The sequence below is a fragment of the Nonomuraea sp. NPDC050153 genome (assembly GCF_044460125.1).
Classification (GTDB): Bacteria; Actinomycetota; Actinomycetes; order Streptosporangiales; family Streptosporangiaceae; genus Nonomuraea.
Genome location: NZ_JBITJQ010000005.1, coordinates 381,135 through 395,801 on the forward strand (window position 1 = coordinate 381,135; position 14,667 = coordinate 395,801).

The window sequence follows — 14,667 nt, forward strand, 5'->3', positions numbered from 1 at the left end:
CCATGAACCCCCCACTCCGAGCGCTCGCCGTGCTCGCCGCCAGCGCCCTCGCCGTGACCGCGTGTGCCCCCGGCTCCTCCGCCCCGCCCTCAGCCACCTCCGCGCAGCCCTCCGCCTCCGCCGTGCGCACCGACGCCGCGGCGCTCGGCAACGTCACCCTCACGATCTGGGACCAGGAGGTACGCGGCGGGCAGGCCGCCCAGATGAAGCAGCTCAACGACGCCTTCCAGGCGAAATACCCGAACATCAAGATCAACAGGGTGAGCCGCTCCTTCGACGACCTCAACACGACCCTGCGCCTGGCCCTGAGCGGCAACGAGCCGCCCGACATCGTGGAGGCCAACAACGGCCGCTCGTCGATGGGCGCGTTCGTCAAGGCCGGGCAGCTGCGCCCGCTGGACGCCTACGCCGAGGCGTACGGGTGGAAGAAGCGCTACCCGCAGTCGGTGCTGCGCTACTCCAGCTACAGCGCCGACGGCAAGATCTTCGGCGAGGGCAACCTGTACGGCCTGCCGCAGGTCGGCGAGGTCGTCGGCATCTTCTACAACAAGGCCAAGCTGACCAAGCTCGGCCTGCAGCCGCCGGCGACGTGGGCCGACTTCGACGCCGCGCTGGCCAAGGCCAAGACCGCCGGCGAGGTGCCGATGCAGCTGGGCAACCTCGACAAGTGGCCGGCCATCCACGTGTTCGGCACCGTGCAGAGCCGCGGCGTGCCCGCCGACCAGATCAGCACGCTGGCCTTCGGCCGCAAGGGCGCCTCGTGGAACACGCCCGAGAACACCAAGGCCGCCGAGGAGCTCGTCGGCTGGGTCGACAAGGGCTACTTCAACAAGGGCTTCAACGGCCAGGGCTACGACCCGGCCTGGCAGGCGTTCGGCAAGGGCGAGGGCGTCTTCCTGATCGGGGGCACCTGGCTGCTCGCCGACCTGCAGAAGGCGCTGGGCCAGGACCTGGGCTTCCTGCTGCCGCCGGGCGCCGCGGCCGGCGCGCCGCCCGTCGCGACCGGCGGGACCGGGCTGCCGTTCGCGATCACCGCCAAGAGCCCCAACCCGGACGCGGCGGCGGCCTACATCGACTTCATCACCAACGCCGACGCGATGAAGGTGCTCACCACCACCGGCAACCTGCCCGTCGCCGACACCGCGCAGCAGAGCGTCCCGGCCGGGCCGCAGCAGGACGTCTTCACCGCGTTCGGCACGGTCACGGCGAAGGACGGGCTGGTGCCGTACCTCGACTACGCCACCCCGACGTTCGCCGACACGCTGGGCGCGGCGCTGCAGGACCTGCTGGCCAAGAAGCAGACCCCGCAGGAGTTCCTGGCCACGCTGGAGAAGGACTACAAGACCTTCGTCGAGAGCAACGGGTGAGCCGGGCAGCAAAGAGCGCGGGGCCTCCCGGGGAACCGCGCCGCGTCGCCTACCTCTACCTGCTGCCGGCGTTCGCCGTCTACGCGGCGTTCCTGCTCTACCCGATCGGGCGCGCGGTGCAGTTGTCGCTGTACGACTGGGACGGCCTGTCGCTCGGCCGCTGGGTCGGCCTGGACAACTACCTCGCGATCGTCGCCGACGAGGGGCTGCGCGCGGCCTTCGGCCACGCACTGGTGCTGGTCGTGTTCTACGCGGCCGCGCCGCTGGTCATCGGGCTGGGGCTGGCCGCGATCCTCAACCACGCCAAGGTGCGCGGCCTCGGCTTCTTCCGCACCGTCGTGTTCCTGCCGCAGGTGGTGGCCATGGTCGTGGTGGCCGTGGCCTGGCGGCGGGTCTACGCGCCCGACGGCACGCTCAACACGCTGCTGAGCGCGCTCGGGCTCGACTCGCTGACGCGGGGCTGGCTGGGCGACTACACGTTCGCGCTGCCCGCGGTCGGGGTGGTGGGCACGTGGTTCGAGAGCGGGCTGGTGACCGTGCTGCTGCTGGCCGGCATGAGCCGCATCCCCGGCGAGCTGTACGAGGCGGCGCGGCTGGACGGGGCGGGCGCGGTCAGGGAGTTCTTCGCGGTCACGCTGCCGTCGGTGCGCGGGGAGATCGCCGTCGCGCTGACGCTGACCGTGATCGCCGCGCTGCGCACGTTCGACCTGGTCTACGTCACGACGCGCGGCGGGCCCGGCGACTCGACGTCGGTGCCGTCGTACGAGGTCTACCACCGGGCCTTCGGGCTCAGCCAGATCGGCTCGGCCGCGGCCATCGGCGTCACGCTCACCGTGGTCATCTTCGTGATCTCGTTCGGGATCAACCGGTTCGCCGACAGGAGGGTGTCGTGATCTCGCGGGGCGAGCGGGTGGCCAACTACGTGATCCTGTCGGTGTTCGCCGCCTTCGCGCTCTTCCCCATCGTGACGATCCTGGCCGCCGCGCTCGGCCCCGCCGACAGCGGCGGCACGTCCGGGCTGGGGAACTTCGCGGCGGCGTGGGAGATCGGGCGATTCGGTACGTACCTGCGCACCAGCCTGGCGGTGTCGTCGTTCGTCGTGGTCGTGAGCGTGGTGCTGTCGATCCTGAGCGGGTACGCGTTCGGCACCATGCGCTTCCGCGGCCAGTCGGTGCTGTTCTACCTGTTCATGCTCGGGATCATGATGCCGAGCGAGGCCATCGCGGTGCCGCTCTACTTCGACCTGCGCTCGCTCGGCCTGATCGACACGTTCTGGTCGGTGGCGCTGCCGCAGGTGGCGCTGTCGGTGGCGTTCGGCACGTTCTGGATGCGGGCCTACTTCCGGGCCTCCAACCGGGCCATCGTCGAGGCCGCCCGCATCGACGGCGCCTCGACGTGGCGCATCCTGTGGCAGGTGCTGGTGCCGCCGGCCCGGCCCGCCGTCGTCACCCTGACCGTGCTGGTCTTCATGTGGACGTGGAACGAGTTCCTCATCCCGCTGATCATGGTCACCAGCGAGTCGCTGCGGACCGCGCCGCTGGGGCTGGCCTTCTTCCAGGGCCAGTACACCTCCGGCTTCACCCTGCTGGCCGCCGGCTCCGTCATCGTCGCGACCCCGGTCGTGATCTTCTACCTGTTCCTCCAGCGCCACTTCGTCCGCGGGCTGCTCCAAGGGGCGGTCCGCGAGTAACTGTTCCGGAGGTCCCATGCGTAAACGCCTGTCACTGGTGCTGGCCGCCACGGTCGCGCTCGCCCTCTCACCCGCCGTCCCCTCCGCAGCCTCCTCGGCAGCCTCCTCCGGCGCTCCCGTGGACCTCGACGCGCTGTTCGTCGGGGCCCACCCGGACGACGAGGCGTTCAGCCTGTCCACGCTCGGCCAGTGGAACGAGGACCACCGCGTGCGCACCGGCGTCGTCACCGTCACCCGCGGCGAGGGCGGCGGCAACGCGGTCGGGCCCGAGGAGGGCCCGGCGCTCGGGCTGCTGCGCGAGTCCGAGGAGCGGACCGCGGTCGGCAAGGCGGGCGTGGGCGAGGTGTTCAACCTCGACGACGTCGACTTCTACTACACGGTGAGCGCCCCGCTGACCGACCAGATCTGGGGCGCGGACACCCTGGAGAAGGTCGTGCGGGTGGTCCGCCAGACCAGGCCCGAGGTCATCCTGACCATGGACCCGGCGCCCTCCCCCGGCAACCACGGCAACCACCAGCAGGCGGCGCGGCTGGCCGTGCAGGCGTTCTACGCGGCGGCCGACCCCAAGGTGTTCCCCGAGCAGATCACCCGCGAGGGGCTGCGCCCCTTCGCGCCGGCCCGGCTGCTGCTCGGCGGCGGGCGCGGCACCTCCCAGAACGGCCCGGCCTGCGCCTCCACCTTCCGCCCGAACAACCCCGCCCAGAACGTGTACGGCGTGTGGGGCGGGCGCGCCTCCCAGGCCCAGGGCAGGACGTGGGCCGCGATCGAGCGCGAGGCCCAGCGCGCGTACGCCTCCCAGGGCTGGGCCGTCTTCCCCGACGTGCCCTCGGACCCCGCCCAGCTCGGCTGCGACTTCTTCACCCAGGTGGACTCGCGGGTGCCGTTCCCCGAGCCGGGCAGCGCGGCCGCGGCGGCGCCCACGGCGATCCTCGACGGGGCGCTGACCAGGGCGAACGGGACGGTCCCGCTGGGGACCCTGTTCGGGCTGCGCACGAGCACGTTCGACGTCCGGCCAGGGACGCCGTTCACCGTCAAGGTCAGCGCGACCGCGCCGTCCCGTGAGCCGCTGGGCCGGTCGTCGGTGACGCTGGGCGTGCCCGCGGGCTGGCAGGTCAGCGGCTCGGGCGAGCTGGGCAGGCTCTCCGCCGGGCGCGCCGGGACCGCCACGTTCACCGTCACCCCCACCACGGGCACCCCCGCCACCGCCGCGGGCACCGGGCGGGCGCGCGTCTCCGCCACGCTGACCACCGAGCGGGGCCGCGGCTACACCGACCGGCAGGTCGAGGTCAGCCCGCCCGTACGGGCCGGCCAGCAGCTCCTCCCCCAGGTCGCCCAGTACGAGAAGTGGACCTCCGAGGTCGGCGTGCCGCAGCTGCGCGGCATCGTCACCCCCGTGCTCACCCTGCCCTCCGGCGGCTCCCGGCAGGTCGGCGTCGTGGTGACCAACGTCAGCGACGCCGCCAGGTCGGGGACCGTGCGCGTGGACCTGCCCGCCGGGTTCACCGCGGACCGCGCGGAGGCGCCCTACCAGGGCCTGGCCGCCGGGGCCTCGACGACGGTGCCGTTCACCGTCACGAACTCCGACCCGTCGCTGAAGACGTCCAACCAGGGCGGCGACTACGCCTACACCATCAGCGTGGACGGCGCCGTCGTCAGCCGGCCGGCGCTCGAACTGGTGCCGACAGCCGCCGTCCCGCAGGCGACGCCCACCGTGGACGGCGTGGCGGGCGACGGCGAGTATCCGGGGCCCGCCCTCGACATCTCGCGCCTGTGGGAGGGCACGGCGTGCTCGTCGGCGGCCGACTGCTCGGGCACGGCCCGGCTCGCCTGGCACGACGACACCCTCTACCTGCTGGTGCAGGTGCAGGACGACGTGCTCGGCACCCGGCTGGCCGCCGCCGACTGCAAGCGGCACTGGCGTACCGACTCGGTGGAGGTCACGCTCGACCCGCGCGGCACCTCCGAGAACACCTCGACCACCTTCAAGACGGCGGTGCTGCCGGCGACCGTGGAAGGCCCGCCCTGCTTCCTGCGGGACGCCGACAACCGCCAGGGCCCCGGTGAGCAGACCGCGCCCGGCATGCGGGTGGCCTCGAAGGTCGCCTCGGGCGGATACACCGTGGAGATGTCGATCCCCCTGGAGCTCCTCCCCGGCTCCGTCGACCCCGATCACCTCGGGCTGAACATCCTCGTGTACGACTCCGACACCCAGGACAAGACCGGCCAGACCCGGATCGGCTGGTCGACGTGGGGCGGCGTGCAGGGCGACCCGTACCGGTGGGGCGTGGCCGCCCTGACCGGCTACCGGCCGCCCGCGGACCGGCCGGTCCCCGACCCGGTGATCCCCGACACCGCCCTGTCCAGCCTGGACTCCCCGCAGTCGCTGGAGCAGGCGGTCCGCGTGCACGTCCCGCTCGCGGGCGGGCCGGCGGCCATGGAGTCCGACAGCGGCCGGGCCGTCTCCGCCGTCGCCGGCCAGGACGGAGTGAAGGTGAGGTTGCGGGCGAACGCGGCCGGCAAGGCCCACCTGTTCGTCCGCGACGCCCAGGGGACGGCGGGCAGCCGCGTCGTCACGGTGCCCCGCGAGGGCGTCACCACCGTCACCGTGCCCCTGACCCGCGCCCTGGCCGGAAACCCGGCGGTGGTGGCGGGCTGGGAGGCGCCCGGCGGAGGGACCACGGCCTCGCAGGTGAAGGTCCGCTAGACATCCGGTCGCCCGCCCCGCGCGCCGGGGCGGGCGACCGATCAGACGCATCCCCGCGAACCCCCTGATCTGCCGGGATGCCCCCGGTTCCCCCGCCGAGCCGCACTTCGCCGCGGCGAGCCTGCCAGCCCCCCGCGGCGCCTGACAAGCGACACCCCTGATCGCTCGCAACCAGCACCATTTCGATAGATTCATCCCTCGGTGCCCTACCGAAGGAGCCTCGTGACCATTCCTGAACTGACCGACGTCCACGCCGCGTGGCTGCCACCGGAGGCGTTCCGGGCGATCGGTTCCCGCCGTACGCTCGTGCGGGCCGACGGGCCGCTCGCCGAGACCATCCGGGACGAGGTCGCGCAGGCCGGCGCCCGGTACGGCGGCGGCGGCACGGGCCCGTACGACCTCGTGCTGAGCCTGGACGAGGCCGAGGGCGCGGACGGGTACGCGATCGAGCGGCGGGACGGCGTGACGACCGTGGCCGGCGGGGACCCGGCCGGGCTGCTCTACGGGTTCTTCCACGTCGTACGGCTCGGCGAGGCCGCGTTCGGGCCCGACCGGGAGACCGAGCACCACCGGCCCGCGATGCGCAGGCGCATGCTCGACCACTGGGACAACATCGACGTGCACCCGGTGATGGGCCAGGTCGAGCGCGGTTACTCGGGCGGGTCGATCTTCTGGGACAACGGCGCGCCGCGCGCGGACCTGACCCGGGTGCGGGCCTACGCGCGGCTGCTGGCCGCCTCCGGCGTCAACGCGGTCGCGATCAACAACGTGAACGTGCACGCCACCGAGGCCCACCTGCTGACCGACCGGCTCGGCGAGGTGGCCGCAATCGCGGCCGAGCTGCGCCCGTACGGGATCCGCGTGCACCTGTCGGTCAACTTCGCCTCCCCGATCGCCCTCGGCGGCCTGGGCACCGCCGACCCGCTCGACGAGGACGTGCGGGCCTGGTGGGCGCGCACCACCGAGCGGGTCTACGCGATGATCCCCGACTTCGGCGGGTACGTGGTGAAGGCCGACTCGGAGGGCCAGCCGGGCCCGTTCGCGTACGGGCGCACCCACGCCGACGGCGCGAACATGCTGGCCGACGCCCTGGCCCCCTTCGGCGGGGTCGTGCACTGGCGGGCCTTCGTCTACAACCACCGGCAGGACTGGCGCGACCGCTCGACCGACCGGGCCCGCGCCGCGCACGACCACTTCGCCCCGCTCGACGGCCGGTTCCGCGACAACGCGATCCTCCAGGTCAAGCACGGCCCCATGGACTTCCAGACGCGCGAGCCGGTCTCCCCGGTGATCCTGGACATGCGGGGCACCCGGCTGGCGGTGGAGCTGCAGGTGACGCAGGAGTACACCGGCCAGCAGCGGCACGTCTGCTACCTGGCCCCCATGTGGGGCGAGATCCTCGCGTTCGAGAACGTCGCCGAGGCCGGCGACCTGGTCGCGGTCTCCAACGTGGGCGACGACCGCTACTGGACCGGCCACCCGCTCGCCCAGGCCAACCTGTACGCGTTCGGCCGCCTCGCCTGGGACCCGCGCCTCGACCCGGCCGCCGTCCTCGACGAGTGGATGGACCTCACGTTCGCGTGGCCCGGGGAGCCGCTGCGGAGCACCCTGCACGCCATGATGGACGGGTCGTGGCGCACCTACGAGCGCTACACCGCGCCGCTCGGCGTCGGCTTCATGGTCCGCCCCGGCCACCACTACGGCCCGGACGTGGACGGGTACGAGTACACGCCGTGGGGCACCTACCATTTCGCCGACCGCGACGGCGTGGGCGTGGATCGCACGCGCGCCACCGGCACCGGCTTCACCGGCCAATATCCGCAGCCGTGGTCGGACCTGTACGAATCGCTCGACCACTGCCCCGACGAGCTGCTGCTGTTCTTCCACCACGTCCCGTACGGGCACGTGCTGCACAGCGGCTCGACGGTCATCCAGCACATCTACGACACGCACTTCGCGGGCGCCGAGGAGGCGGCCGAGACCCGGCTGCTCTGGGAGAAGCTCGCCGACACCGGCGCGGTGGCCCCGGACGTGTACGCCCGGGTCAAGGAGCGGCTCGACGAGCAGGTCCGTTGCGCCGAGGAGTGGCGCGACCAGATCAACGCCTACTTCTTCCGCAAGTCGGGCGTGCCCGACGCGCGCGGACGGCGCATCCACTGAAGCGCTCCCGGCGCCCGCCTGCGGCGGGCGCCGGGTGCTTCGCTTCAGGCGGTGAAGTCCCGCTCGACCTCGGCGATCATCGGGCGGCTGTGCCACAGCAGCGCCGCGGCGAACGCCGAGGCCAGCAGCGCGGGCGCCAGCTCGGTGGCGAGCATCGTGACGCCGCCCGCGACGACCAGCAGGGACGCGTTGCCCAGGGCGGCCTTCGGGTGGCGCAGGAGGAAGTACGACGCCAGCCGCGCCACGTCCACCGCCCGGAACGCGAACAACGACGTGATCACCAGGGCGTTCGCGACCCACGACATCGCCGCCAGCGCGACGAGCACGAGCAGCACCGCCCACCACCCCGGGACGCCGGCGGCGGCGAAGTTCGTCAGGTTCGTCCCCACGACGGCCAGCGCCGCGAGCCACGGGACCCAGATCTTCAGCACGCCGCGCACGTTGGCCCGGTAACCGCGCCAGAACGCCGCCGCCGGATGCAGGTCCGTCAGGTCCCGGCCGCGGTGACGCAGCGCGTAGAGGGCGGCGGACAGCGCGGGGCCGAGCGGCAGCGCGCAGGCCGCCACCAGCGGCACGTTGGCGGCGTCGCCGCCGAGCAGGGTCAGCGCGACCAGGCCGGGGGCGGTCGCGACCAGGAACAGGCCCTCGACCACCAGCAGGCTGTAGATCAGCGTGGCGGCCCGCGAGAGCGGCCCCTCGCCGAACCGCCGCCGCGCCGACACCTCGCTCATCGGCTCCGCGCGCCCGTCCGCGACGGGCACCCGCATCAGCCGTGGTCCTTCTTGAACCGCTCGTAGGCGGAGTTGACGAGGTTCATGTAGGAGGTCAGGTTCTTGGCCTCCAGCTCCTTGACGTAGGCGTCCCACTCGCCCAGGTCACGCTCGCCGAGCACGAACTTGAGCGTCTGCTGGGTGACGTAGTCCTTCAGCGGCGTCTCCCACAGCGTGGCCTGCTCGCGCTCCTCGTCGTTGAACGGGTGCGGCGGCTCGACCGGCCAGGCCTTCCTGGCGTTCATCACGTCCTGGAAGGCCACCTCCTCCTCGGAGAAGGTGGAGTTCAGCAGCTTGGTGGTGCCGCCGTAGGCGAACACGCCGTTGGAGAAGCCGAAGTCCTTCTGCAGGTGCTTGGGCGCGCCGGGGTTGAGGCCGACGAAGTCGACGTCCTTGGCGATCGTGAACTTGCCGGAGCCGTCCTTGCTGTACGTCGTGCCCTCGACGCCCCACTTGGCGAACTCCTCGCCCTGGTCGGAGTACCAGAGCCAGTCGACGAACTGCATCATGGCGACGAAGTTCTTGTTCTCCAGCGCCTTCTTGGAGATCATGACGCCGTTCTCGAGCCGGGTGCCGATCTTGTAGTCGCCGACCGGGCCCATCGGCACCGGGATCTTGGCGACCTTCGCGCCCGGCACGAGCTTGGTCAGCGTCGGGCGGTAGTCGTTGACGATCGACTGCGCGTTCGCGCTGATCACGAACGACTTGCCGGAGTTGAACTTCTGCTTGGCCTGCTCGTCCTGCTGGGTGAAGCTCTCCGGGTCGAGCAGCTTCTCCTTCACCAGCTTGGCCAGGTACTCAAGCATCTGCTTGTACTGCGGCATCGCGCCGGTGTAGACGAACTTGCCGGCCGTGGTGTCGAAGGTCGCGTGCTGGTACTCCCAGCCGCCCTTGGCGCCGTAGGCCTGGGCGACGAGCTTGAACAGGTTGCCGCCGGGCGTGGGGACGCCGAACCGGTCGGTCATCGGGTAGAGGTCCGGGTACTCCTTCTTCAGCGCCTTGAGCACCTCGTACAGCTCGTCCCAGGTCTTCGGGACCGCCAGCTTGTGCTTCTCCAGGATGTCGGTCCGCACCGCCAGGGAGTAGTCGACCCAGACCTCCTCGTGGAGCCCCGGCAGCAGGTAGATGCGGCCGTCGGCCTGGCGCAGCGTGTCCAGCTCCGGCTCCATCTTCCACTTGGCGACCTTGTCCTTGAAGTTCGGCATCAGGTCGAAGTAGTCGCTGACCGGCAGGATGGCGCCGGAGGAGACGAACGCCTCCTCGGCCGGGTGGTAGGTCTTCGGGATGATGAGCGGGGCCTGTCCGGAGCCCACCAGCAGGCCGCGCTTCTTCTCGTAGTCGCTGAGCGGCACCTCCAGCGGCTTGACCGTCACGTTGGTCCGCTTGGTCAGCTCCTGCCAGAACAGCCAGTCGCTCTTGTCCGGGTAGAACGGGTGGTTGTTGTAGAGCACGTCGAACGAGACCGGCTCGGTGGCCTTGAACTGCTGGTTGACGCCATAGCCGGCCATCGAGCCCGCCTTGTTCGCGGACACGTCGGCGGCCTTCTTCGGGGCCTCGTCCTCGCCGCAGCCGGCGACGACGAAAGTGAGCGCACCCAGCCCGAGGAGCGCCTGCCGGCGGGAGATGTGCTGCATGGGGGGATCCTTTCGGGGGGACAGTGGTCAGCCCTTGACCGCGCCGAGCATGACGCCCGAGACGAAGTACCTCTGCACGAAGGGGTAGACCGCCAGGATGGGAAGGACGGTAAGCATGATCGTCACCGACTGGATGTTGGCCGCCGCGGCCGACGCCTCGCTGAGCGACGCGCCCGCGGACTCGGCGCCCGTGGCGCCCGCGATGAGGTTGCGCAGGTAGATGGTCACCGGGAACAGGTCCGTCTTGTTCAGGTAGAGGAACGCCGTGAACCACGAGTTCCAGAACGAGACGGCGTAGAACAGCACCATCGTGGCGAGGACCGCCTTCGACAGCGGCAGCACCACCCGCCACAGGACGCCGTAGGTGTTCAGGCCGTCGATGGCGGCGGCCTCCTCCAGCTCGTGCGGCAGGCCCTCGAAGAACGCCTTCATGACCAGGAGGTTGAAGACGCTGATGGCGTTCGGCAGGACGATGGCCCAGATGGAGTTGGTCAGCCCGAGGCCGTTGACCAGCACGTAGTTGGGGATCAGGCCGCCGGAGAAGATCATGGTGAAGACGGCGACCCAGATCAGGAACGTGCGGCCCTTGAGGTTCTTCTTGGACAGCACGTACGCGTAGCACGTCGTCAGCAGCATGGAGATGGCCGTGGCGACGACGGTGTAGACAATCGTGTTGCCGTAGTTCGTCCAGAACATCGAGTCCGACACCACGAGCTTGTAGGTCTCGATGTTGAACCCGCGCGGGATGAGGTTGACCTGCCCGCCGACGATGTAGCGCTCCTCGCTGAGCGAGCGGGCGAGGATGTTGAGGAAGGGATACAGCGTCACGATCACGACGCCGGTCAGGATGACGGCGTTGACCACCTGGAACGCGCGGTAGCCACGGGTCTTCTCGACGGTCACCACAGGCTCGTCCCTACTGTGCGACGGGAGATCAGGTTCGCCGAGAGGATCAGCACAACTCCGACCAGGGCCTCGAACAGGCCGATCGCGGCGGCGTAGCTCAGGTTGCTGGACTCGACGCCCATGCGGTACAGGTAGGTGGAGATCACGTCGGCGGTCGGATACGTCAGCGGGTTGTACAGCAGCAGGACCTTCTCGAAGCCCACGGCCATGAACGTGCCGATGTTGAGGATCAGCAGCGTGATCGCCGTCGGCCGGATGCCCGGCAGCGTGACGTGCCAGATCTGCCGCCACCGGCCGGCGCCGTCCATCCGGGCCGCCTCGTAGAGCTGCTCGTCGATGGTGGTCAGCGCGGCCAGGTAGAGGATGGTCCCCCAGCCGACGGTCTGCCAGACCTCCGACGAGACGAAGATCGTGCGGAACCACTCCGGTTTCTGGATGAACGCGGTGGGCTCCCCGCCGAACGTCTTCACGATCTGGTTGATCGGCCCGTCGATGGCCGTCATCTGCATGACGATGCCGGCCACGATGACCATCGACAGGAAGTGCGGCAGGTAGGACACCGACTGCAGGAACCGCTTCAGGCGCCGGTTGCGCACCTCGTTGAGCAGCAGCGCCAGCACGATCGGCAGCGGGAAGCAGAACAGCAGGGTCAGCGCGCCGAGGATGAGCGTGTTGGCGAACACGGTCCAGAACGACGGGTCGTTCAGGAACATCTTCACGTACCGCAGGCCCACCCAGCTCTCGCCGAAGATGCTGCCGCCGGGCTCGAACTTGCGGAAGGCGATCACGTTGCCGAGCATCGGCAGGTACCGGAAGATCGCGAAGAACAGCAGCGGCAGGATCGCCAGCGAGTACAGCTGCCAGTCGCGGCGGATCGCGTGCCGCCACGTGCCCGGTTTGGCCCGCCTGCGCCGGCTGGGCGCCGGTTTCTCCGCCCGCGCGCCCCGCGGCGGATCGTCCAACGACGTCGTGCTCATCCCGCTCCTTCCCGAGTGATACGAGCCGTGACCAGCAGGTGCCTGTCGTGCCCGACCTCGCGCTCGGCGCCCGTGAGGCGCAGCGGCACGGTCGCCGGAGCGTCCGTCGTCGCCTCCCCGCTGGAGCGCCCGAAACGCAGCTCGACGTCGCCGGGCTCGACGATGCGCCGGCCGCGCACGCCGGTGAACGACGCGGCGTCGGCCGGGACGGTGAACTCCACGCGTGCGGCCTGCCCGGCCTCCAGCGGGACGCGGGCGTAGCCGACCAGCCGCACGACCGGCCTGGTGGTCTGCGCGACCGGGTCGTGCAGGTAGAGCTGGACGACCTCGGCGCCGGCCCGCGCTCCGGTGTTGCGGACGCTCACCCCGACGGTGACCTCGCCGTCCACCGGCCACTCGGCGGCTCCGGTGTCGAGTGGCTCCCACGCGAAGGTGGTGTAGCTCAGCCCGTGCCCGAACGGGTACGCGGGCGTCGGGTCCACCGACGACACCTCCGTACGGCGGCCCAGCCACGGCGACAGATAGGTGGCGGGCAGGCCGCCGGCGTCGCGCGGCACGCTGACCGGCAGGCGGCCGGACGGGTTGACGGCGCCGGTGAGCACCTCCGCCAGCGCCTGGCCGCCCCGCTGGCCGGGGAAGAAGCCGTGGACGACCGCCTCGGCCGCGTCGAACTCCGGGCCCAGCGCGTACGGCCGCCCGGCCAGCAGCACCAGGACCACCGGGGTGCCGGTCGCGAGCACCGCCCGGACCAGCTCGGACTGCACGCCCGGCAGGCGCAGGTCGGTCGCGTCGCAGCCCTCGCCGGAGGTGCCGCGCCCGAACAGCCCCGCCCGGTCGCCGACGGCGAGCACGCACACGTCGCTCTCCGCCGCCGCGGCGACGGCCGCCGCGAAGCCGGAGGTGTCGTCGCCGGTGATGCCGCAGCCCGGCTCGTACGTGAGATCGGGGATCAGCGCGCCGAGCGCCTCGCGCAGCGACGGGAGGTCGAGCCCGAGCCCGTGCTCGGGATGCGGGCCCACGTGCGCGGGGAAGGCGTAGCAGCCGAGCATCGCCATCGGGTCGTCGGCCACCGGGCCCACCAGCGCCACCCGCCGGCCCGGGGCCAGGGGCAGGACACCGGTGTTCCGCACCAGGACGATCGACTCGCGTGCCAGGCGCAGGGCGAGCTCCTGGCTCTCCTCGTCGTCGAGCCGCACGTCGGCGGCCTCGCCGGGCAGGGGCTTCCAGTCCTCGTCGAGCAGCCCGAGCTCGGCCTTCTGCGCCAGCACCCGGGCCAGCGCGCGGTCGACCAGCGCCTCGTCGACCTGCCCGGACTTCACGGCCTCGATCAGGGGGGCGCCGAAGGTGTCCACCGTGGGCAGCTCGACGTCGATCCCGGCCCGCAGCGCGAGCCCGGCCGCGTCCGCGGCCTCCGCCGCGACGCCGTGCAGCTTGTGCAGGAACCGGATGGAGAAGTAGTCGGCGACCACCGTGCCCGCGAACCCCCATTCCTCGCGCAGCAGCCGGGTCAGCAGGCCCTCGTCCGCCGCGGCGGGAAGGCCGTCGATCTCGGCGTAGGAGTTCATCACCGACCGGGCGCCGCCCAGGCGCAGGGCCATCTCGAACGGCGGCAGGATCACGTCGGCCAGTTCCCTGCCTCCCATGTGGGCGGGCGCGTGGTTGCGGCCTCCCCTGGAGGCGGAGTAGCCGGCGAAGTGCTTCAGGGTGGCGACGACGCCCGCGCCCTCGATCCCGCGCACGTAGGCCGCGCCGACCGTGCCGACCAGGTAGGGGTCCTCGCCGATGGTCTCCTCGGTGCGGCCCCAGCGGTAGTCGCGGGTGACGTCGAGGACCGGGGCCAGGCCCTGGTGGACGCCGGCGGCCCGCAGGGACCGGCCGATCCGCCCGGCCACCTCCTCGATCAGCTCGGGGTCGAAGGAGGCGCCCCAGCTCAGCGGCGCCGGGTACACCGTCGCCCGCCAGGCGGCGAAGCCGGTCAGGCACTCCTCGTGGACCTGGGCCGGGATCCCGAACCTGCTGACGGCCACGATCTGGGCCTGCGAGGCGGCCAGCGAGCGAGCGCCGGCGACGGGGTCGACCGGCGCGGTGCCGAACGGGCGGGTCAGCTGGCCCAGCCCGTGGGCGATGACGTCGCTCCACTCCACTCCCGCCATGTCGGCCTGGTGCGGGGCGACGCCTCCCCCCGATGCGTCGGCGCCGACCCAGACGCCGACGAGCTGGGCGACCTTCTCTTCCAGCGTCATGAGCGGGATGAGCGCCTCGGCCCGCTCGGCGGCAGACAGCCGCTCGTCCCGCCACTTGTCGATTGGTACCTGGCCCCTCATGCCACCCTTTCGGCTCATCGCCGGCCTGCTGCCGAAACTTTCGAAGAATTCCCGTTAATATTGCGGCAACTTAAGGGTCCGGGTTTCGGCGTGTCAAGAGGGTGCAAACTGCTATATTCGGGCTGATCACCGCAG

At 71.4% G+C, this 14,667-nt stretch carries 10 protein-coding genes; 5 read left to right on the forward strand and 5 right to left on the reverse strand.

The features are described 5' to 3' along the window. The first annotated feature begins 2 nt into the window (after nucleotides 1-2). The 5 genes from ACIBQ1_RS16595 to ACIBQ1_RS16615 all read left to right on the forward strand — a co-directional run bounded on the left by ACIBQ1_RS16595 (nucleotide 3) and on the right by ACIBQ1_RS16615 (nucleotide 7,921). Nucleotides 3-1,367, forward strand: coding sequence for an ABC transporter substrate-binding protein (locus tag ACIBQ1_RS16595; RefSeq protein ID WP_397278274.1), 1,365 nt, complete (start codon nucleotides 3-5; stop codon nucleotides 1,365-1,367). Continuing rightward, entirely contained in the window at nucleotides 1,364-2,260 is an 897-nt protein-coding gene (locus ACIBQ1_RS16600) for a carbohydrate ABC transporter permease (RefSeq protein ID WP_397278276.1), read from the forward strand. Before ACIBQ1_RS16595 ends, ACIBQ1_RS16600 begins: the two co-directional genes overlap by 4 nt. Beyond that, entirely contained in the window at nucleotides 2,257-3,057 is an 801-nt protein-coding gene (locus ACIBQ1_RS16605; RefSeq protein ID WP_397278278.1) for a carbohydrate ABC transporter permease, read from the forward strand. The genes ACIBQ1_RS16600 and ACIBQ1_RS16605 overlap by 4 nt, the downstream gene beginning before the upstream one ends. 16 nt (nucleotides 3,058-3,073) lie before the next feature. After that, nucleotides 3,074-5,761, forward strand: coding sequence for a sugar-binding protein (locus ACIBQ1_RS16610; protein ID WP_397278280.1), 2,688 nt, complete (start codon nucleotides 3,074-3,076; stop codon nucleotides 5,759-5,761). A gap of 222 nt (nucleotides 5,762-5,983) precedes the next feature. Further along, the gene (locus ACIBQ1_RS16615; protein ID WP_397278282.1) at nucleotides 5,984-7,921 is read left to right on the forward strand and encodes an alpha-glucuronidase; all 1,938 of its coding nucleotides are present in this window, start codon (nucleotides 5,984-5,986) and stop codon (nucleotides 7,919-7,921) included. Nucleotides 7,922-7,965: 44 nt separating this feature from the next. Here the strand turns inward: ACIBQ1_RS16615 and ACIBQ1_RS16620 are convergent, their stop codons facing one another. From ACIBQ1_RS16620 to ACIBQ1_RS16640, 5 genes are read right to left on the reverse strand one after another with little or no spacing between them, the layout of a single operon-like run. Continuing rightward, nucleotides 7,966-8,688, reverse strand: a complete 723-nt coding sequence (locus ACIBQ1_RS16620) for a hypothetical protein (RefSeq protein ID WP_397278283.1) — start codon at nucleotides 8,686-8,688, stop codon at nucleotides 7,966-7,968. Then, nucleotides 8,688-10,325, reverse strand: a complete 1,638-nt coding sequence (locus ACIBQ1_RS16625; RefSeq protein ID WP_397278285.1) for an extracellular solute-binding protein — start codon at nucleotides 10,323-10,325, stop codon at nucleotides 8,688-8,690. Before ACIBQ1_RS16625 ends, ACIBQ1_RS16620 begins: the two co-directional genes overlap by 1 nt. Nucleotides 10,326-10,352: 27 nt before the next feature. After that, nucleotides 10,353-11,228 carry a carbohydrate ABC transporter permease gene (locus tag ACIBQ1_RS16630; RefSeq protein WP_397278287.1) on the reverse strand — a complete coding sequence of 292 codons (876 nt, stop codon included), beginning with the start codon at nucleotides 11,226-11,228 and terminating at the stop codon, nucleotides 10,353-10,355. Then, on the reverse strand, nucleotides 11,225-12,208 hold the full coding sequence (locus ACIBQ1_RS16635; protein ID WP_397278288.1) for an ABC transporter permease: 984 nt from the start codon (nucleotides 12,206-12,208) through the stop codon (nucleotides 11,225-11,227). Before ACIBQ1_RS16635 ends, ACIBQ1_RS16630 begins: the two co-directional genes overlap by 4 nt. Further along, complete coding sequence (locus ACIBQ1_RS16640; RefSeq protein WP_397278290.1) at nucleotides 12,205-14,532, reverse strand: glycoside hydrolase family 3 N-terminal domain-containing protein; 2,328 nt, start codon at nucleotides 14,530-14,532, stop codon at nucleotides 12,205-12,207. The genes ACIBQ1_RS16635 and ACIBQ1_RS16640 overlap by 4 nt, the downstream gene beginning before the upstream one ends. Nucleotides 14,533-14,667: the final 135 nt, after the last annotated feature.